The organism is Streptomyces armeniacus (genome assembly GCF_003355155.1).
In the GTDB taxonomy this organism is placed as follows: Bacteria; Actinomycetota; Actinomycetes; order Streptomycetales; family Streptomycetaceae; genus Streptomyces; species Streptomyces armeniacus.
In genome coordinates this window covers 2,967,367-2,986,336 of sequence record NZ_CP031320.1, presented here as the reverse complement: position 1 = coordinate 2,986,336, position 18,970 = coordinate 2,967,367, and the positions used below count along the sequence as shown (strand labels likewise).

Annotated in this window: 21 protein-coding genes; 9 read left to right on the top strand and 12 right to left on the bottom strand. The window is 74.5% G+C overall.

Annotation, left to right across the window (positions count from 1 at the left end; all coding sequences use genetic code 11):
• Window positions 1–69: 69 nt before the first annotated feature.
• On the top strand, window positions 70–666 hold the full coding sequence (locus DVA86_RS12965; protein ID WP_245996532.1) for an SMI1/KNR4 family protein: 597 nt from the start codon (window positions 70–72) through the stop codon (window positions 664–666).
• A 132-nt stretch (window positions 667–798) separates the two neighbouring features.
• Here DVA86_RS12965 and DVA86_RS12960 read toward each other — a convergent pair whose 3' ends face one another.
• Both DVA86_RS12960 and DVA86_RS12955 read right to left on the bottom strand, forming a co-directional pair.
• Window positions 799–2,292 (bottom strand): M20/M25/M40 family metallo-hydrolase, encoded by a 1,494-nt coding sequence (locus DVA86_RS12960; RefSeq protein ID WP_208878293.1) that lies wholly within the window; start codon window positions 2,290–2,292, stop codon window positions 799–801.
• A gap of 128 nt (window positions 2,293–2,420) precedes the next feature.
• Window positions 2,421–3,245, bottom strand: coding sequence for an alpha/beta fold hydrolase (locus DVA86_RS12955; RefSeq protein WP_208878291.1), 825 nt, complete (start codon window positions 3,243–3,245; stop codon window positions 2,421–2,423).
• A 204-nt stretch (window positions 3,246–3,449) separates the two neighbouring features.
• On the opposite strand from DVA86_RS12955, the gene DVA86_RS12950 reads away from it, so the two are divergent.
• On the top strand, window positions 3,450–4,274 hold the full coding sequence (locus DVA86_RS12950) for a pentapeptide repeat-containing protein (protein ID WP_245996531.1): 825 nt from the start codon (window positions 3,450–3,452) through the stop codon (window positions 4,272–4,274).
• 72 nt (window positions 4,275–4,346) lie between these two features.
• Here DVA86_RS12950 and DVA86_RS12945 read toward each other — a convergent pair whose 3' ends face one another.
• The gene (locus DVA86_RS12945; RefSeq protein WP_208878287.1) at window positions 4,347–4,988 is read right to left on the bottom strand and encodes a helix-turn-helix domain-containing protein; all 642 of its coding nucleotides are present in this window, start codon (window positions 4,986–4,988) and stop codon (window positions 4,347–4,349) included.
• A 66-nt stretch (window positions 4,989–5,054) separates the two neighbouring features.
• Between DVA86_RS12945 and DVA86_RS12940 the strand changes: the two genes are divergently transcribed.
• The gene (locus tag DVA86_RS12940; RefSeq protein ID WP_208878286.1) at window positions 5,055–5,879 is read left to right on the top strand and encodes an AzlC family ABC transporter permease; all 825 of its coding nucleotides are present in this window, start codon (window positions 5,055–5,057) and stop codon (window positions 5,877–5,879) included.
• On the top strand, window positions 5,876–6,202 hold the full coding sequence (locus tag DVA86_RS12935; protein ID WP_208878284.1) for an AzlD domain-containing protein: 327 nt from the start codon (window positions 5,876–5,878) through the stop codon (window positions 6,200–6,202). The genes DVA86_RS12940 and DVA86_RS12935 overlap by 4 nt, the downstream gene beginning before the upstream one ends.
• Window positions 6,203–6,241: 39 nt before the next feature.
• Here DVA86_RS12935 and DVA86_RS12930 read toward each other — a convergent pair whose 3' ends face one another.
• The 8 genes from DVA86_RS12930 to DVA86_RS12895 all read right to left on the bottom strand — a co-directional run bounded on the left by DVA86_RS12930 (window position 6,242) and on the right by DVA86_RS12895 (window position 14,634).
• Window positions 6,242–7,144, bottom strand: coding sequence for a hypothetical protein (locus DVA86_RS12930; RefSeq protein WP_208878282.1), 903 nt, complete (start codon window positions 7,142–7,144; stop codon window positions 6,242–6,244).
• A 152-nt stretch (window positions 7,145–7,296) separates the two neighbouring features.
• Window positions 7,297–7,725 carry a pyridoxamine 5'-phosphate oxidase family protein gene (locus tag DVA86_RS12925; RefSeq protein WP_208878281.1) on the bottom strand — a complete coding sequence of 143 codons (429 nt, stop codon included), beginning with the start codon at window positions 7,723–7,725 and terminating at the stop codon, window positions 7,297–7,299.
• 179 nt (window positions 7,726–7,904) lie between these two features.
• On the bottom strand, window positions 7,905–8,849 hold the full coding sequence (locus tag DVA86_RS12920; RefSeq protein ID WP_208878280.1) for a hypothetical protein: 945 nt from the start codon (window positions 8,847–8,849) through the stop codon (window positions 7,905–7,907).
• 210 nt (window positions 8,850–9,059) lie between these two features.
• On the bottom strand, window positions 9,060–9,836 hold the full coding sequence (locus DVA86_RS12915) for a DUF4097 family beta strand repeat-containing protein (protein ID WP_208878278.1): 777 nt from the start codon (window positions 9,834–9,836) through the stop codon (window positions 9,060–9,062).
• A 119-nt stretch (window positions 9,837–9,955) separates the two neighbouring features.
• On the bottom strand, window positions 9,956–11,890 hold the full coding sequence (locus DVA86_RS12910) for a putative PEP-binding protein (protein WP_208878277.1): 1,935 nt from the start codon (window positions 11,888–11,890) through the stop codon (window positions 9,956–9,958).
• Window positions 11,887–12,522 carry a dihydroxyacetone kinase subunit DhaL gene (gene dhaL, locus DVA86_RS12905; protein WP_208878275.1) on the bottom strand — a complete coding sequence of 212 codons (636 nt, stop codon included), beginning with the start codon at window positions 12,520–12,522 and terminating at the stop codon, window positions 11,887–11,889. The genes DVA86_RS12910 and dhaL overlap by 4 nt, the downstream gene beginning before the upstream one ends.
• A 152-nt stretch (window positions 12,523–12,674) precedes the next feature.
• Complete coding sequence (gene dhaK / locus DVA86_RS12900) at window positions 12,675–13,670, bottom strand: dihydroxyacetone kinase subunit DhaK (protein ID WP_208878273.1); 996 nt, start codon at window positions 13,668–13,670, stop codon at window positions 12,675–12,677.
• A 163-nt stretch (window positions 13,671–13,833) separates the two neighbouring features.
• Window positions 13,834–14,634 (bottom strand): IclR family transcriptional regulator, encoded by an 801-nt coding sequence (locus tag DVA86_RS12895; RefSeq protein WP_208878272.1) that lies wholly within the window; start codon window positions 14,632–14,634, stop codon window positions 13,834–13,836.
• 106 nt (window positions 14,635–14,740) lie between these two features.
• On the opposite strand from DVA86_RS12895, the gene dhaM reads away from it, so the two are divergent.
• A complete protein-coding gene (gene dhaM, locus DVA86_RS12890; protein ID WP_208878270.1) occupies window positions 14,741–15,133 on the top strand; it encodes a dihydroxyacetone kinase phosphoryl donor subunit DhaM in 393 nt (130 codons plus the stop codon).
• Complete coding sequence (locus DVA86_RS12885) at window positions 15,117–15,413, top strand: HPr family phosphocarrier protein (RefSeq protein WP_208878268.1); 297 nt, start codon at window positions 15,117–15,119, stop codon at window positions 15,411–15,413. Before dhaM ends, DVA86_RS12885 begins: the two co-directional genes overlap by 17 nt.
• A gap of 39 nt (window positions 15,414–15,452) precedes the next feature.
• Here DVA86_RS12885 and DVA86_RS12880 read toward each other — a convergent pair whose 3' ends face one another.
• On the bottom strand, window positions 15,453–15,962 hold the full coding sequence (locus DVA86_RS12880) for an Lrp/AsnC family transcriptional regulator (protein ID WP_208878267.1): 510 nt from the start codon (window positions 15,960–15,962) through the stop codon (window positions 15,453–15,455).
• Window positions 15,963–16,143: 181 nt separating this feature from the next.
• Between DVA86_RS12880 and pdhA the strand changes: the two genes are divergently transcribed.
• The 3 genes from pdhA to DVA86_RS12865 form a co-directional block, all read left to right on the top strand.
• Window positions 16,144–17,322: a pyruvate dehydrogenase (acetyl-transferring) E1 component subunit alpha gene (pdhA, locus tag DVA86_RS12875; protein WP_208878266.1), complete on the top strand. Its 1,179-nt coding sequence runs from the start codon at window positions 16,144–16,146 to the stop codon at window positions 17,320–17,322.
• Window positions 17,319–18,431, top strand: a complete 1,113-nt coding sequence (locus DVA86_RS12870; RefSeq protein ID WP_208878264.1) for an alpha-ketoacid dehydrogenase subunit beta — start codon at window positions 17,319–17,321, stop codon at window positions 18,429–18,431. The genes pdhA and DVA86_RS12870 overlap by 4 nt, the downstream gene beginning before the upstream one ends.
• Window positions 18,431–18,970, top strand: a 540-nt coding sequence (locus DVA86_RS12865; RefSeq protein ID WP_342776356.1) for a biotin/lipoyl-containing protein, incomplete at its 3' end; no start/stop codon positions are given. The genes DVA86_RS12870 and DVA86_RS12865, both read left to right, overlap by 1 nt.

The following is an 18,970-nucleotide window of genomic DNA, read 5'->3' as shown; positions in this document are numbered from 1 at the left end:
ATCGCGGACCGGTGATCGCGGACCGGTGATCGCGGGCCGCTGTCAGTGGCGGGTGGCAGCATCGGAAGCGTGACGATCTCCATTGCCGAATCCTGGGAGCGGGCGGAGAGTTGGCTCGTCCACCACGCCCCCGCCACGTACGCCGCGCTGGCTCCGCCCGCCGACCGCGCCGCCATCGCCGAGGCGGAGCGGGCAGTGGGGCTGCCCTTCCCCGACCCGCTGGTCGAGTCGCTGCTGCGGCACGACGGGACGGACCACCTCACGCTGCTCCCGCCGTTCTGGTCGCTGCTCAGCGCCGAGGGCATCGCGGACCACTGGCGGCTGCGCTCCCGTATCCACGGGAAGGGTGCCGAAGCGGCGGAGCCGGAGGCGGAGTCCGAGCTGGACGAGTCGGAGCACGGGCCGTGGTGGCACCGGCTGTGGATACCGTTCGCGGCGGACGGCTGCGGCGACTACCTCGTGCTGGACCAGCGCCCGACGGCCTGCCGCGGCCGGATCGGTGACGCGGACCACGAGCAGGGCGCGTTCTTCGAGAGCCACGCGATGTGGGCCTCGCTGCCCGCGCTCTTCGAGGCGTCCGTGACGGCCATGGAGACCGGCGAGGTGCTGGACTCGTACGAGCGGACCGTCACGGAGGAGGGGGAGCTGGACTGGGAGATCCTCTAGCTGCGCCCCGGCACGAGGCGCCCCGTACGGGCGGTCGCCACGCGTCGGACGACCGGCGCGCCCCGTCGGCGGGACGGCACCGGACGCGTCAGCGGGATGGCACCGGGTGTGTCAGCCGGACGGCACCGGGTGTCAGCGGGACGGCACCGGGAACGCGACCGGGCTGCGGTGACCCGCGCGGTTCACCGCGCGCACGCCGAAGAAGACGTTGTCCTTCGACAGGTCCACCGTGTGCCGCGTCGTGTCACCCGCCTCGGCCACGTGCGTCCACTCCGGCTCCGTGGTCTCGCGCCACACCACCTCGTACCCGGCGAGGTCCGGCTCGTCGCCCCGTTCCCACACCAGTTCCGTGGAGTTGGTGAGGGCGCTCGTCACGATCTTCACGCCCCGCGGCGTGCCGGGCGCCTGCGCCAGCGTCCAGAGCGCGGCTCCGTTCACGCGCGCCACCCGCGCGATGTAGCGGAAGTCGCAGAACTCGGCGAGGTCGCCGTACTGCTTGCCGTCCTCCACCCGTACGTCCTGGTGCTGGTGCGCGTAGTCCTCGGCGGGCTCGGTGAAGCGGGCGCCGGGATAGCCCTGTTCGAGGAACGGGATGTGGTCGCCGCCGCGCAGGTAGCGGTCGCGCCGGTAGATCACCCGTACGTCCATGCCCGTCGCGTCGTTGACCGCGACGTCCCGGACGAAGCGGGCGAGCTGCCGGGACGGCGAGTCGTTCTCGCCGCCGACCGACCGGCGGATGTCCGCCTCCTCCTCCGTCTCGGAGGTGGGCACGCCCTCGGCGAACAGCCGCACCGTGTACGGGTCGCGGGTGCCGTCGTCGGCGGTGGGGCTGCCGATGATGTCGTTGGTGAACATGGCCTGCACGTCGGTGTCTCCGGCCTTGAACCGCTCCGCCATGTGCCCCGCCCCGTACAGCCCCTGCTCCTCCCCCGCGACGGCCGCGAACACGACGGTCGCCGCCGTCCGCCGGGTGGCCATCAGCCGCGCCAGTTCCATGACGACGGCGACGCCCGACGCGTCGTCGTCGGCGCCCGGCGCGTCGCTGGTGGCGTCCATGACGTCGGACGCGCGCGAGTCGTAGTGGCCGGAGACGACGTACACGCGGCCGGGCGCGGTCGTGCCGCGCAGGGTCGCCAGCACGTTGGTGATGCGGGTCGGTTCGGGGATGCGCTCGGCGGGCTCCTGGACGTACGACTGCAGTTCGGCGGTCATGCGGCCGCCGGAAGCCGCGGCGTACCGGCGCAGCTGCGCCAGTATCCAGTCGCGTGCGGCGCCGATGCCGCGCTCCGGGTCGTCCTGCGCGGAGAGGGTGTGCCGGGTGCCGAACGAGGCGAGCTTGCGTACGGTCGCCTCGATCCGCGCCGGGTCGATCTCCTTGAGCAGCGCGCGGAGTTCGCGCCCGGGCGGCTGCGCGGTGGCCGGCCGCCCGCCGTGGCCCCCGCGGTCCGCGGGCGCGGCGGCGGCCGGCGCCGCTCCGGCGCCGGTGAGGGCGAGGCCGCCGGCCGCGGTGGCGGCGGCCGCGGAGAGGACGGTCCTGCGGTCCGTTCGCGCCGTTCGGTCGGCTCGGGGCGTACGGTTCGATTGCGTCGCACGGTCCGTACGGTCGGTACGGTCGAAGTCCGGCATGGGTGCCTCCAGCACGCTCCGGCGTGGTGACGCTGCGGTGCCCCCGTGGTGACGGGGACATCGTTACGGGCGCGGGGCGCCCTGGCAAGGGGCGCTCGGCGAGCGGCGCTCGGCGGGGGCGGACGCGTTCAGCCGCCGTCCCCCGCGTCCACCGCGCCGTGGTGCCGGTCCAGGAACGAGCCGATGGCTCGCGCGAAGCCGTCCGGGTCGTCGTCGTACAACCAGTGCCCGCAGCCCGGCAGTTCGACGAGTTCGGTGTCCGTACGGCCGGCCGCCATCCGCTCCGCCGTGCTCCGGCTGAGCATGAAGCTGTGCTCGGCGCGCAGCAGCAGCGCGGGCTGCCCGGACGCGTACCAGGAGGCGGAGTGGTCGCCGGTGAAGGCGCGTTGGGAGACCATCATCTCGTCCGGGTCGAACAGCAGCCGCCAGCCGTCCCCGTCCCGGACGGCGCTCTCCAGGAAGTAGCCCGCGTCGGGCACGCCCCGCTCCTCGATCGCCCGGCGCAACTCGTCCGGCGACCCCGCGCGGCGCGGCCACCCGGAGACGTCCAGCACGGGATGCGTCTCGGGCTCGGCGTTCAGCACCGTCATGTCGGCCACCACCAACGCGCCGACCAGCTCCGGGTACCGCTCGGCGAGCCCGAACGCGACGACGCCGCCCATGGAGTGCCCGACGACCGCCGCCGGCGCGAGGCCGAGCGCACGCAGGAAGGCGGCCGCGTCCTCGACGTAGTCGCCGGGGCTGAAACCCCCACCGTGCCCGGATAGCCCGTGCCCGCGCTGATCGAGCGCGACAACGCGGTACCGCCCGCCGAGCGCCGCGGCCAGCGCCCCGAACGCGCGCCCACGCCCGAAATGCCCGTGCAGCGCGAGTACGACGGGGCCGGTACCCCCGAAGTCCAGGTAGGCGAAACGGCGTTCGCGGAGGGTGAGGAACGTCTCGACAGGCAGCATCAGTCTGATTCCGTGGTGGGAGTGGCGGCAGCGGGGGACGGACCATCGTGCCAGCCGGGCCGTACGGCTGCCGAACGGATTACGGGCGCTCGCCCCCCGTACGCGGTGCTCCGCCTCCGCGTACGGGGAGCCCACCGGCGGCCGGTTCCGTTCGGTGTCCGGGAGAATGGGGGTGACCCGCACCCGTACCCCGGCAGGAGATCCGTGTCCCCGACCCCCGCCGTACCCGAGCGCGCCGACCTGCGGGCCGACTGCGCCGGCTGCTTCGGTCTGTGCTGTGTCGCGCTGCCCTTCGCGGTGTCGGCGGACTTCGCGCGGGACAAGGCCGCCGGGGAGCCCTGTACGCATCTGGACACGGACTTCGGCTGCGGTATCCACTCCCGGCTGCGGCAGGAGGGCTACCGGGGCTGCACCGTCTACGACTGTTTCGGTGCCGGGCAGAAGGTCTCCCAGGTCACCTTCGGCGGACGGGACTGGCGGCAGGCGCCGGAGACGGCGGGGGCCATGTTCGCGGTGCTGCCCGTCATGCGGCAGCTGCACGAGCTGCTCTGGTACCTCACCGAAGCCCTCACCCTCCCCGCCGCCGCTCCCGTGCACGGGGAGCTCCGTGCGTCACTGGAGCACACCGAGCACCTCACCCTCGGCGGCCCGGACGAACTCGCCTCCCTCGACGTGGCCGCCCACCGGGACGGCGTCAGCGCGCTGCTGCTGCGCGTGAGCGAGCTCGTACGGGCCGGGGTGCCGGGGGCCCGGCACCAGAACCGCCGCGGGGCGGACCTGATGGGGGCCCGGCTGCGGCGCGCGAACCTGCGCGGTGCCAGCCTGCGCGGCGCGCTGCTGATCGCCGCCGACCTCACGGGCGCCGACCTGCGTACGGCCGACTTGCTCGGCGCGGACCTGCGGGACGCGGACCTGAGCGGCGCAGACCTGACGGACTGCCTGTTCCTCACCCAGTCCCAGCTCAACGCCGCGAAGGGGGACGGCGCGACGCGGGTGCCGCGGGCGTTCGTACGGCCCGCGCACTGGTAGCCGTACGCCCGCGCCCGTATCTCACGCACCCGTACGCCCGTACAGGCCGGGTCGGCGTGCCCGTACGCGCCGTCAGTTGTGCTCGGAGACAAGCACCGCCCGCGTGTCCGGCTCCAGCGCCCTGAACACGTGCGGCACATCGCCCGGATAGGCGGTGTAGTCGCCGGGGCCCAGCTCGACGGGGTCCGCGGAGAGGCCGACGTACGCGCGCCCCGAGCACAGCACGACGTGCTCGACGACGCCCGGCATGTGCGGCTCCGACTCGCGCGGCGTGCCGGGCTGGGCGGTGACGAGGAACAGGTCGCGGCGCGCGTTCGGGGGTGCGGACGACAGGAGGGTGGCGAGGTAGTCGGAGCGTTCCGAGGCGAACGCCGGCCCCTCGCCCGCCCTGATCACCTGGACCGTGGGCCGCGGCGGGTCGACGAGCCGCGCGAAGGGCACGTCGAGGGTGACGCTGAGGGCCCAGAGGGTCTCGACGCTCGGGTTGCCGGTGCCGGACTCCAGCTGGGAGAGCGTCGACTTCGCGATGCCCGCCCGCCGCGCCACCTCCGCGAGGGACAGCCCGGCGCGGCGCCGTTCCTGCTGCAGGGACGCGGCGATGGCGGCGAGCGGGGCGCGGGACTCCGTACGGCCGGTGCGCGCGCCGCCGGCGCGGGTGTCGGCGCCGGTGCCTGTGCCGTCGTCTTCGCTGCCGGGGCCTGGCCGCTGTGCCATTCGTTCGCTCCAGAAGTCGACTGTTCGGTTTGACGGACCGATGCGGTCTCGTTCAGTCTAGAAGGCATGCGTTCGATATGGCGAACCCTGGACCGCCGGCTCCGCTGGGAGATCGGCCTCGTCTGCCTGGCGGACGGCGTCGTCGGCATGTCCTACGGCGCGATCTCCGTGGGCCTGGGCCTCGACCTGTGGCTGCCGCTCGCGCTCTCCGTACTCGTACTCGCCGGCGCCTCCGAGATCCTGTTCGTCGGGATCGTCGCCGCCGGTGGCAGCCCGGTCGCGGCGGCCGTCGCCGGGCTGCTGGTCAACTCCCGGCACCTGCCGTTCGGGCTGGCCGTCAGCGAGGTGATCGGCCGCGGCAGGCAGCGCGTCCTCGGCAGCCACGTCATGAACGACGAGTCGATCGTCTTCGCGCTCGGCCAGTCCGACCCCGCCCGCAAGCGCGCCGCGTACTGGGCCTGCGGCATCGGCATCCTCGTCTGCTGGCCGCTGGGCACGCTCGCCGGCGGGCTGCTCGGCAGCGTCATGGGCGACACCGACACGTACGGGCTGGACGCGATGTTCCCGGCCGTGCTGCTGGCGCTGGTGTTCCCGTCGCTACGGGACGCCCGTACGCGCCGTACGGCGCTCGCCGGGGCCGTCCTCGCGCTGGCCGCCACACCGTTCCTGCCCGCCGGGCTGCCCGTGCTGCTGGCGCTGACGGCGTTGCTGCTGCCGCTCGGGGGCGGAAGGCGGCGGCGCGGGCACAAGCCGGAACAGCCGGACGGGCCGGGTGAGCAGGACGGGCCGGGTGAGCAGGACGGGCCGGAACAGCCGGACGGGCCGGAACAGCCGGACGCACCCGGTGCGCCGGGCCGTACCGGGTGCGGGCGAGAGGAGCCGGTCCGATGAGCGCGCACACGGCCCTGGTGCTGGGCGCGGTCGCCGTACTGGCCGCCGGGACGTTCACGTTCCGGTTCGCCGGGCCGCTGCTGCGGGCGCGGCTGCACGTGACGGAGCGCGCCGAGCGGCTGATGACGACCTCCGCCGTCGTCCTGCTCGTCGCCCTGGTGGCGACGACGGCACTGAGCGAGGGCGCGGAGTCCGCCGGGGTGGCGCGCCCGGCGGGGGTCGCGATGGGCGGCGTACTGGCGTGGCGGCGGCTGCCGTTCGTGGTCGTCGTCCTGGCGGCGGCGGCCACGGCGGCGCTGCTGCGCCTGCTGGGCGTGCCGTGACCGGGCGCCGCAGCACTCGCCTGGGCGGTAAGTGGCCCGTTAGAGACGGCCGTTGGCGCGGAGCACGGTCACCGCGCCCACCGTGGCGTAGCCGCGCCACTCCAGCGCCCCGGCCGGTGACTGCGCCGCGAAGTCGACCGCCCAGCCGCCGTCGTGCTGCTGTCCCGCGGCCAGCCGGTCCAGCTCCGCGCTGATCACCTCGGCGTCGATCAGGCGCCGTAGCGGGCGGTCCGGGAGCGGGGCGAAGTCCAGCGGGCGCATCGACTCGCCCTCCGCGCCGCCCTCGACCGCCATGCGGCCCGTGTGTGGCAGCCACGCCGCCAGCCGCTCCAGTTCGGGCCCGGCCCAGTCGTGTGTGCCGTGCAGGGTGTCCAGCAGGTCGAGGACGAAGCGGAACTCGATTGCGTGCGGCGGCGCGTCCAGCGCGGCGATCGCGCGCCGGCAGAAGTCCGTGGCCCGCGCCAGCCAGCGGTGGTCCCGTACGGCCGGGTCGTGGCGGCCCACGCGGTGGGCGGCGCCGGCCACGACCGCGGTCATGTGGAGCGACGGCGCGGCCGGGTCGGCCGCCGCCCAGAACGGCGCCGCGCCCGCCAGGTCCGGGCCCTCCATGGGCAGCGCGAACGGCATGCCGCCGTCCGGCAGCGCCACCGACTCCAGCCAGTCGCACACCGCCTTCGCCTGCGGATACGTTTCCGGCCCGCACTCCGCCAGCGGTTCGAACGCGTGCAGCGCCGCGACCGGCTGGCTGCCGCGCGCCCGCAGGTCGGGTTCGAGGCCCCAGCCGTAGCCGCCGTCGGGGTTGCGGTACGCGTCCAGGGCGGCGATCACCGCGTCCGGCGTGCAGCGGCCGAGCAGCAGTTCGAGGCGCCGCCGGTCCAGGAGGCGGGCGTGCGTGGTCATGAAGGCGGTGGCGGCGGTGAGGTCGGGCTTCTTGGTGTCCATGTGCCCAGCCTCCGCCCCCGTCGGCCCCGCGGTCTTGAACGAAACGGACTCGCCGCCGGTACGCGCCGTACGGCCGCCCCGCGCGCCGGCGACCGTACGCGGGGCCGTACGCCCAGGACCGTAGGCGGGTCGTACGCCCGCGCCCGTACGGCTCAGACCTCGCCGAGGTCCGAGCTGACCCAGCGCTGCGGGCGCATGTGGAGGACCACCATGTCGCCCTCCTCCGCCTCCATGTGCGCGACATAGCCGTCGACCTTGTCGGCGGGCAGGTAGCGGGAGGAGATCTCCACCAGGTCGTCATGGGTGCCGGCGGCCGTCTCGATCACGGCGCCCTCGACGGAGACGTAGCGGACGGTCGGCTCCAGACGGTCGACCAGCAGCGTGAACCGGCCCGCCTTGGCGATCAGTTCGGCCTTGCGCGAGTCGCGGCCGGTCAGCACCCAGACGTCGCCGCCGGGCGCGTACTGGTACCAGACGGGGACGGTCAGCGGCGCCCGCCCCCGCTGCCCCGAGTCCACCGACAGGGCGGCGACGTGCGGCTCGGCAAGGAACTGCTCACGTTCTTCACGGCTCAGGGCCATGGTCTGCTCCTCGGTAGGTGACGTCGGGCGCCGCATACGCGCGCCCCCCGTACACCTAGCGGAAGTGAGCGCCGCCGACCGTTATTCCGCGCCCCGCGGCTCCGGCCCGTCACCCGGTCGCCGTCCGGTCGCCGTCCGGCCGCCGCGCGCTCGCGCCGCGGGCCGCCCGCTCGCCGGGGTCAGCCGGCCGGTACGCGGACCTCGTCGCGCACCTTGGCGGTCTTCCGCGCGAACGCCTTGAGGTCCACCTCGGCCGGGTCCATGCCCTGGGTCGCGGGGCTGCTGTCCATGACGATGCCCTGCGTGTGCGGGTCGATCCAGGAGCACATCGGGAACGTACGCTGACCGTCCCCCTGCGCCGAGTTGCGGTGCACCTCGCACGCGAGCTTGCCGCCCTCCAAGGTGAACAGCCGGCGCGCGACGGCGACACGGACGCCCGGGTCGTCGGTCATGCCGTCGAGCATTCCGTAGCGCGGGAACGTCGGATCGGGCTCCGTCGAACTCAGTCCCTGGAAGATGAACTCGTCCCCGCCGCCCTCCGCGCCCTCGGCGGCGGGACCGGATGCCGTGTACAGGCCGGCCTTCGCCTGCAGCTGATCGGCGAAGTCGGTGCCGCGCGGGCGGTCCCGTTCGGTGTTCTCGGTCAGGTCGCGGGACAGCTTGTAGCGGCCGCCCTGCAGGGTCTCGGGAAGGGACAGCTTGTAGACGGGGCCCATGGTCTCCTCCGAGGCGGGGGAGGACCGTTGGGGCGCGGCGGGGTCGGACGAGCCGTCGGACGGGTCGTACGCCTCCCAGACGATCCACGCGACCATGGCCAGCGCCAGCACGCCCGCCACGACGGCGACGGCCGCCAGCCGCCCGGAGTTGTTCCCCCGCGGCGGCGGCCCGCCGGGCGGCGGCGGGCCGTGCGATGGCCCGTGCGACGGTCCGTGCGATGGCCCGTGCGGCCCGTGCACGCCGTGCTGTCCGTGGCCGCCGGGCATCCCCTGCTGCCCGTGACCGCCCTGCGGCGGCCCGTACGGTCCGGGCTGCGCGGGACCGTACGAGCCGCGCTGCGCGTACGGACCCGGTCCGCCGGGTCCGCCCTGGCCGCCGTGCGGCCGCGGCGGTGGTGGCACGGACATCGTCGTCCTCCGTCGTCGTCCTCCGGCGTCTGCCTTCGTAAGCCGACGAGCGTACCGAACGGACCACGGCGCCCGCCCCTCGGGCCGGGAACGGCTGAACGGCCGGGCGCCCGCGGCCCGTTGCCCGGACGACGCCCAAGTCCCACCCATGCCCCCGTACGCGCTGTGCCCCTGCGCCCCCTACGAGCCGTGCCCCTGCGAGCCGTGCCCCTACGAGCCGCGCAGCGTGATGCTCCCGTCCTGCGCCGTCGCCTCGATGCTCCGCGGGCTGGACTTCCGCCGCGGCAGCGACACGTCCACTGAGCCGTCCGCCGTGTCCGTACGTATGCGGTACGGCGTGCGCGGCGCGGTCACGGTCGTGCTGCCGTCCTGGCTCTCCGTACGGACCGAGGTCGGCGGCTCCCGGAAGCCCAGCGTCAGCGAGCCGTCCTGCGAACGGGCCGACACCGAACGCGAACGCAGCTTTTCCGCCCGTATGTCCCCGTCCGCCGTACGGAGCTTCAGGTCCGCGCCCGCGCCGCGCACCTCGACGTCCCCGTCGGCCGTACGTATCGACAGCGGCGTGCTGAAGCCGCTCGCGCTCACCCGCCCGTCCTGCGACCGCACGTCCACCGCCACGTCCCGTGGCACCTCGACCCGGTGCCGCGCGCTGCAGTCCACCATGAGGCCCTTGCACGTGACCTTGAGCCGCAGGGTGTCGCCGCCCTCCAACTCCCAGTCGGCACCCACTTTTCCGTTCAGCTTGGACGCCTTGAACCAGCGCGTGACATCGAGCTGCCGCGTGCCGGCGGCGTCCGCCTCGCGGTCGACGGGCACCAGCTCCAGCCGGCTGTCGCCGGTGACCACGGTCAGCTGCCGCCCGGTCAGCGCGAAGCTCTTGTGCTTCGCCTTCCCGTCGCTGACCTGCTCCATCGAGCAGCCGGACAGCGTCGCGGCCACGGCGATCAGGGCCAGTGCCAGCGCGGCGCCGGCGGTCGTCTTCGTCATGCCCTCAACCTACGAACGCCCCCGCCCGCCCGTAATGCGGCAAGCCACCGAACGGGGGTGGGGAAAGCCCCCGGTAGCGACTCGACCGTCCGTTCACCAGCCGGCGGCCGCGGCCGCTCTTACGGGCAGTCCCGCCGCACCAGCGCCCACACCTCTTCGGCTGTGGACAGGGTCAGTGCCTCCGCCGCCAGTGCGGCGCAGTCGTCCCGCGCGAGACCGCGTACGCGGGCGCGTACCTCGTCCAGCGCGCCCGACGCCACCGACAGCGCGTCCACGCCCAGCCCGATCAGCAGCGGCGTCACCAGCGGGTGCGCCGCAGCGTCGCCGCAGACCGACACCGAACGGTGGTGCCTGCGGGCGGCGTTGACGACCTGCCCGATCGCCTCCAGCACCCGTGGGTGCGCCGCGAGCGCGGGTGTCGCGGAGGGGTCGCGGCGGTCCAGGCCCAGCAGCTGGCAGGTGAGGTCGTTGCTGCCGATGGACAGGAACGCTGCCGTGCGGGCCAGTTCGTCCGCAGCCGCGACAGCCTCCGGGAGCTCGACCATGACGCCCAGCGGCGGTGCCTCGACGCCGAGTTCGGCTGCGGTGCGGTAGAGGATGCCGCGGCAGGCGTGGAGTTCGCTGACGTCGGCGACCATCGGGATCATGATGCGCAGGTCCGGTGCCGCGCCGCCGCCCGCCTTCGGCCCCGCGTCTCTACGCGTTGGTCCCGCGTCCTTGCGGGTCGGCCCCGCGTCCGTACGGGCCGCCTCCAGCAGCGCGCGGAACTGGTCGCCGAACGCCTCCGGTGCCGCCAGCATCAGCGGCAGCCCGCGCCCCAGCGCCTGCCCCTCGGGGCGCTCCCCCACGAGGAACGGCGGCAGCTTGTCGTCCGCGAAGTCCAGCGTCCGTACGGTGACCGCTCCGCCGCCCAGCCTGCGCAGCACGGGCGCGAGTGCCGCGGTGTGCTGTGCGCGCGTCGGCCAGGAACGGGCGGTGAGGAAGGGGAGTTCGGTGCGGAGCAGCCCGACGCCGTCGGCGTTCGCCTCCAGGGCGGCGCCGGCCTCGGCGGCGGTGGCCACGTTGGCGTTGAGCACCATCCGGTGGCCGTCGACCGTCTCGGGCGGCAGGTGCCGCTGTGCGGCGACCGCCTCGCGGCGGGCGCGTGCGGCGTCCATCGCGGCGAGCGCGGCGGCCCGCTCGGACGGTTCTGGGCGGCTGACGGCGAGCGACGCGGAGGCGTCGACCAGCAGCTGCTCCCCGTCGGGGAGTTCGGTGAGCGCCGGATCGACGTCAAGCAGCAGCGGGATGCCCAGGGAGCGGGCCACGATCGCGGCATGCCCGTTGGGCCCGCCGGTGACGGAGGCCGCGGCGACGACCGTACGGCCCGGTTCGAGCAGGTCGGCCGCGCCGATCTCGTGCGCCACCAGGACCAGCGGCTGGCCGGGCGGCGGCAGCGTACTGCCGGACAGTTCGGCGAGTACGCGGCGGCCGACCTGGCGTACGTCGGTGGCGCGTTCGGCGAGCGTCGGGTCGCTGAGCGAGCCGATGACCGTGGCGTACGCCTCGGCCGCCTCCCGTACGGCGGCCGCCGCGGCCGTGCCGCGCCGGGCGCCGGCGACGGCGCGGGACCGCAGGTCGGGGTCCTGTGCGAGGAGGGCGGTCACCTCCATGATGTCCGCCTGGTCCTCTTTCCCGTCGGCGCGCAGTGACGCGGACAGGCCGAGCAGCCGGTCGGCGACGGCGTCGAACGCCTCCGTGACGCGCCGCTCCGCCGTCTCGGCCGGCTCCGCCGCCGGCTCGGGCCGTGCCAGCGGCCGGTCCGTACGGTGCAGGATGCCCAGCGCCGTACCGTCCGCGGCGGGCTTCCCGGCGAAGCCGCACCGTACGGCGGCCACGCGGGACGGCGTACGGGGGGCCGGCATACGGGGCGCCGCCTCCGTACGGCTCCCGGCCGCCGTACGGTCCGCGGCCGACTCCGTACGGTCCCCTCCGGCCGTACGGTCCGCGGCCTCCGTACGGTGCGCGATGCCCTCCGTACGGTGCTCGCCCGGCGGTCGCTGGGCGGGCGTCACTGCGCGGCCGCCGCGGCCGCCGTGTCCGCGAGGGCACGGAACACCAGCGCGGTGGACGTCGCGCCCGGGTCCTGGTGCCCCACGCTGCGCGTGCCGAGGTACGACGCCCGCCCCTTGCGCGCCTGGAGCGGCGTGGTCGCGCGCATGCCCTCCTCCGCTGCGTCGGCGGCCGCGGCGGCCGCCTCCGCGAAACCGCCGTCCGCGTCGGCGATCCGCAGGAACGCCTCCAGCGCGGGCCCGTACGCGTCGACCATCGTCTTGTCGCCCGGTGCCGCCGCGCCGAGCCGCTGCAGGTTCTCCAGCCCGGCGGCGAGCGCGTCGGCGAACTCCCGGGTGCCTGCCGTGGGCTCGTCCAGTTTCTTGCCGATGGCGCGGAAGACGCTGCCGTACAGCGGCCCGGAGGCGCCGCCCACCTTGGACACCAGCGTGCTGCCCGTCTTGACGAGTACGTCGCCGACAGTGGCGGGTTCCTGCCCGTCCAGCACGTCGAGGACGGCGGAGAAGCCGCGGTGCATGTTCGCGCCGTGGTCGGCGTCGCCGATGGCCGAGTCGAGCTGCGTGAGCTGGTCCTTCTGTTCGTCGACGGCTGCGGCGACGGCCTGCACCCAGCTGCGGGCGAGGGAGATGTCCACCGGATCTCCTTTGTGTGGCAGGGCGGTTGAGGGTGGGTGGGAGCGTGCCCGACGGTTGGTTGCCCACGTCGGGCACGCTCCCGGCTTGTGACCGGTGCGCTCCCGGCCGGTACGGCTCCGGTCGAGGTGCCGGCTGCCGCCGGTACGGCGGATCAGCCCCAGTGCAGGGCAGGCGTGTCCACCGGCGCGTCCCACAGGGCCAGCATGTCGGTATCCGTCCTGCACAGGGTGAGCGAAACTCCGGCCATGTCCAGGCTGGTGACGTAATTGCCCACCAGACGGCGGGCGATCCGCACCCCGCGCTCGGCGAGGGCGTCCGCCACCTCCTTGTAGACGACGTACAGCTCGATCAGCGGCGTCCCGCCGAGCCCGTTGACGAGGACGAGCGTCTCGTCGCCCGCGGCGAGCGGCTGGTCCTCGAGGACGGCGTCCAGGGCGGTCGCCACGATCTCGCGCGCGGGGCGCATCTTCTCGCGCCGCCGGCCCGGTTCGCCGTGGATACCGACGCCCACCTCGATCTCGTCGTCGGGGAGTTCGAAGCCGGGACGGCCGGCGGCGGGCGTTGTACAGGAGGTGAGGGCGACGGCGAACGAGCGGGAAGCGCCGTTCACCGCGCGCGCGGCCTTCGCGACGGCCGCCAGGTCGGCGCCCTGCTCGGCCAGCGCGCCGGCGATCTTCTCGACGAACAGGGTGGCTCCGGTGCCGCGCCGTCCGGCCGTGTGGGTGGAGTCCCGTACGGCCACGTCGTCGTCGACGAGGACGGTCTCGACGCGGATGCCGTCGTCCTCCGCGAGTTCGGCGGCGACCTGGAAGTTGAGGACGTCTCCGGTGTAGTTCTTCACCACGAACAGCACGCCCGCTCCGGCGTCCGCGGCCCGTGCGGCGGCGACGATCTGGTCCGGGACGGGGGAGGTGAACACCTCGCCGGGACAGGCGGCGGCGAGCATGCCCGCGCCGACGAAGCCGCCGTGCAGCGGCTCGTGCCCGGATCCGCCGCCGGAGACCACGGCGACCTTCCCGGGCCGGGTGCCGGAGGCGCGGGTGATCACCCGCGCCTCCGTGTCGACGCGGAGCCCGGGGTGGGCAGCCGCCATCCCGGACAGGGCGTCGTCCAGGACCGTCTCGGGTGAGTTGATGAGCTTCTTCACGGCGCGGCTCCCGGGTCCGTGTTCACAATGAATGAACGATGTTCGGAAGCTAAGTGTCGTGCTCGTTACTGTCAAGAGTCCGGCGGCAGCACACGCGCCGCGCACCCGGCGGCACGCAGCGGCGGCCCGCCGCGTACGGAGGCCCCCGGATCAGGCCCCCGGATCAGGCGCCCGCCCGGCGTGCGGTGCCCCGCGGCGCCCCCAGGTCGCGCGAGAGGCTGCGCGCCGTCTCCCGTACGGCGACGGCGAGTTCCTGCCGCGGCTCCTGCCGGGCCCCCTGCCCCGCCGGGTCCGCCAGCAGCCGCTCCACCGGGCCCACCACGCCGATCGCGCCGGCCACCCCGCCGGACCGGTCGAACACGGGCGCCGCGATCCCGGCGTCGCCGAGCGCGGACTCCTGGTCCTCCACCGCGTACCCCAGCCGTCTGGCCTGGTCGAGCTGCTCGCCGAGCGCGCCGGCGTCGGTGATGCTGGCGCCGGTCAGCACGGCGAGCGCCGCCGACAGCAGCCGCTCCCGCTCCTCCTCCGGCGCGAACGCCACCACCGCCTTGCCCAGCGCGCACGTGCTCCACGGGATGCTCGCGCCCACCTCGAGGATCTGCACGGCGCCCTCCGGCCGGAACGCGTGGTGCACGACCAGCATGTGGTCGCCGTTGAGCACCGCGACCCACACCGCCTCGCCGGACTGGGTGGCGAGCAGGTCGGCCCAGGTGACCGAACGGGTGCGCAGCTCCTGCGTGTCCAGGTACGCGTTCCCCAGCAGCACCAGGTCCGGTCCGAGCTGGTACTTCGCGCTCTCCCTGTCCTGTACGACCAGGCCCTCGGCCTCCAGGGTGCGCAGCAGCGCGTGCGCGGTCGGCTTGGCGACGCCCATGCGGTCGGCCAGCTCGGTCACGCCCAGGCGGGGACCGCTCGTCGCCAGCTCCCGCAGGATCCGCGCCGCCCGCTGCACCGCCTGCACCATGGAAACTCCTCGCCGTGGTCGTGCGGCGTGGCCGCGGATGGCGTTCGGTCATCTGTTTGTCGTTCGGTATTGCTGAACGGGATTCCGGAATCTAGTATCCCCGTTCATGACCAGTTCAGTCGGCATCGTACTCGTGTCCCACAGCGCCGATCTCGCGCTCGGGCTGCGCGGGGTCGCCCAGCAGATCGGTTCGGACACCGTTCCCGTCGTGGCCGCCGGAGGCACCGACGACGGCCGGATCGGGACGAGTTACGACCTCGTGCTGGAGGCCGTACGCCAGGCCGACCAGGGCGCGGGCGTACTCGTGCTGCCGGACCTCGGCAGCTCCGTGCTCACCACCCGCACCGTCCTGGACGACCACCCGCGGGACGACGTGCGGATCGTCGACGCGCCGTTCGTGGAAGGCACCGTCGCGGCGGTGGTCACCGCGGCGGGCGGCGCCGACCTGGACACCGTTGCCCACGCCGCCGAGGAGGCCCGCCATGTCCGCAAGCTCTGACACCGCACCCCACGAGACCGCCGCACCCCGGCACGAGTCCACCGTCGTCCTCCCCGCCGACCTGCACGCGCGCCCGGCGGGCAAACTCGCCCAGGCCGCGGGCCAGTTCAGCAGCGCCGTCGAACTCGACCACGACGGCCGCACCGTCAACCCCACCGGCGTCCTCGCCGTCATGGCGCTCGGCGCCACCGCCGGCAGCACGGTGGTCGTACGCGCCGAGGGCGCGGACGCGGAGGAGGCCGTCGCCACCCTGGCCGGGCTGCTCGCCACCGCGGAGTAGCGGCCTCCGCGAGCCCGCCGCCGCTCCTCGACTCGCCGGTCAAGGTTCCGGATCGAGGTCCGTTTCCTCGAAGACCAGCAGCGTGCGCGTGCTCAGCACTTCCGGGATCGCCTGGATGCGGGTCAGCACCAGGTCCCGCAGGGACCGGTTGTCCGCCGTGTGCACCAGCAGCAGTACGTCGAAGTCGCCGCCCACCAGCGCCATGTGGGCGGCGCCGGGCAGCTCACGCAGACGCTCCCGTACGGCGCGCCACGAGTCCTGGACGATCTTGAGTGTGACGTACGCGGACGTGCCGTGCCCCGCCCGCTCCTGGTCGATACGGGCGCTGAAGCCGCGGATCACCCGGTCGTCGATCATCCGGTTGATCCGCGCGTACGCGTTGGCCCGCGACACGTGCACCTGCTCGGCGACGGAACGTATCGACGCGCGGCCGTCCGCGCGCAGCAGCCGCAGGATCTCTCGGTCGACGGAGTCGAGCGGGCGGACGGGCGGACGACGGTCCTCCGGTTCGTCGGGCGCGGGAGGACTGGCCATTTGTTCGTCGGGCATACGGTCAGGCTTCCCCGTCGTGGACGTCCTGCACCCGCGGATCGGCTTACCGGACCGTTTGTCCACAGCGTGGGGGTGCCGGTAGCCAAAATGTGCCAGCGACCGAACAATCGGTAGGGAACCCAGAAGGTTCGCGAAGGTTCATCCTGCCTGTAGCGACCCCTACGAGGAGGTGCTCACCGTGACGGTCCTCGAGCAGCCCGGTGCCTACCGTCTCGCCCCGCCGCCCGGCTGGCGCCCCCGTCTCGATCCCGCGCCGCTGCTCCCGGACGCCGAACCGTTCCGGCTGCTGGGGACCGACGCCGACCTCGACCCGGAGACGCTCACGCGGCTCTACCGCGAACTGGTCCGCGGCAGGCGGTACAACGAGCAGGCCACCGCCCTCACCAAACAGGGCAGGCTGGCCGTCTACCCGTCGTCCGCCGGCCAGGAGGCCGCCCAGGTCGCCGCCGGGCTGGTGCTGGCGGAGCGGGACTGGCTGTTCCCCAGCTACCGCGACACCCTCTCCGCCGTCGCGCGCGGCCTCGACCCGGTCGAGGTGCTGTCGCTGCTGCGCGGCGACTGGCACAGCGGCTACGACCCGCGCGCGACCCGCGTCGCCCCCCTCTGCACGCCGCTGGCCACGCACCTGCCGCACGCCGTGGGGCTGGCGCACGCCGCGCGGCTGAAGGGCGAGGACGTGGTCGCGCTCGCGCTCGTCGGCGACGGCGGCACCAGCGAGGGCGACTTCCACGAGGCGCTCAACTTCGCCGCCGTCTGGCACGCGCCGGTCGTCTTCCTCGTACAGAACAACGGCTTCGCGATCTCCGTGCCGCTCGCCAAGCAGACCGCCGCGCCCTCCCTCGCGCACAAGGCCGTCGGCTACGGCATGCCGGGCCGGCTCGTGGACGGCAACGACGCCGCGGCCATGCACCGCGCGCTCGGCGACGCCGTCGCGCACGCCCGCCGGGGCGGCGGACCGACCCTGGTCGAGGCCGTCACGTACCGCATCGAGGCCCACACCAACGCGGACGACGCCACCCGCTACCGCACCGACGACGAGGTACGGGCGTGGCGCGAGCACGATCCCCTCGCGCTGCTGGAACGTGAGCTGCGCTCCCGCGGCCTGCTCGACGACGCCGGGGCGGAGGAGGCCGCGCGGGACGCGGAGGAGCTGGCCGCGGGCATGCGCGACCGCATGAACCAGGACCCCGAGCTGCGTCCGATGGACCTGTTCGCGGACGTCTACGCGGAGCCGACCGCCCAGCTGGACGCGCAGGCCGCGCAGCTGCGGGCGGAGCTCGACGCGGAGGCGCAGGCCGCGGCGGAGTCCGATACGGAATCCCAAGCGGAGGCCCGTGGGGAAGGCGGCGCCCGATGAGCACCGTCGACGCGGCCGCCCCCGGCGGCACGGACACGGACCCGGGCGCGGCGGCCGCGCGCAAGCCCGTCTCGATGGCGCAGGCCATCAACCGCGCGCTGCGCGACGCCATGGCCGCGGACCCCGCCGTACACGTCATGGGCGAGGACGTCGGCGCACTCGGCGGCGTCTTCCGGGTGACCGACGGGCTGGTACGTGAATTCGGCGAGGACCGCTGTACGGACACGCCGCTGGCCGAGGCCGGAATCCTCGGTACGGCGGTCGGCATGGCGATGTACGGGCTGCGGCCGGTCGTGGAGATGCAGTTCGACGCCTTCGCGTACCCGTCGTTCGAGCAGCTGATCTCGCACGTGGCGCGGATGCGGAACCGTACGCGCGGCGCGCTCCCGATGCCGGTCACGATTCGCGTCCCGTACGGAGGCGGAATCGGCGGTGTGGAGCACCACAGCGACTCGTCCGAGGCGTACTACGCGGCGACGCCCGGCCTGCACGTCGTCACGCCCGCGACGGTCGCGGACGCGTACGGGCTGTTGCGCGCCGCCGTCGCCTCCGACGACCCGGTCGTCTTCCTGGAGCCCAAGCGGCTGTACTGGGCGAAAGAGGAATGGTCACCGGAAGCCCCCGAGGAGGTTCCGGGCATCGGCCGCGCGGTGGTACGCCGGCGGGGCGGCTCGGCGACGCTGATCACGTACGGGCCGTCGCTGCCCGTCTGCCTGGCGGCGGCCGAGGCCGCCCGCGAGGAGGGCCGGCACCTGGAGGTCGTCGACCTGCGCTCGCTGGTGCCGTTCGACGAGGAGACGGTCGCGGCGTCCGTACGGCGCACGGGCCGCGCCGTCGTCGTCCACGAGTCGGCGGGCTTCGGCGGGCCCGGCGGGGAGATCGCGGCCCGGGTCACCGAGCGCTGCTTCCACTTTCTGGAGGCGCCGGTGCTGCGCGTCGCGGGCTTCGACATCCCGTACCCGCCGCCGATGCTGGAGCGGCACCACCTGCCGGGCGTGGAACGCGTTCTGGACGCGGTCGCGCGGCTGCAGTGGGAGAGTGGCTGGACGATGTCCGGCGATGGCGGCGGCGACGGCGGTACCGAAGGCGGCGAAGGCGGCGGTAAGTGATGGCGGAAGTCCGCGAATTCACCCTCCCGGACCTGGGCGAGGGCCTGACCGAGGCCACCATCGTGCGATGGATGGTCGCGGTCGGCGACGTGGTCGGCGTCGACCAGCCGGTGGTCGAGGTCGAGACGGCAAAGGCGCTGGTGGACGTCCCGTGCCCGCACGGCGGCGTCGTCACCGCGCGGTACGGCGAGGAGGGCGACGAGGTGCCCGTCGGCGCGCCGCTGGTGGCGGTCGCGGTCGCGGGCCGCGCGGGGGACGCCCCCGCTCCCGCCGCGGCTTCCGCTCCGGCCTCCGCTTCCCGCCCGGCCGCCGCCGCTTCCGGGGCTGCCGCGTCCGGGGCCGCCGCGTCCGGCGCGGAGCAGGAGGGCTCCGGCAACGTGCTCGTCGGCTACGGCACCCAGGCCCCCACGGCACGCCGCCGCGGCCGCGTCCGCGGCGCCGGCACGGTGCCGGGCCCCGGCGCGCGCCCCGATACGGGCCCCGGCACGGACCCCGGTACGGGCGCGGGCCCGTATCGGGGCCGTGCGTTATACACATCC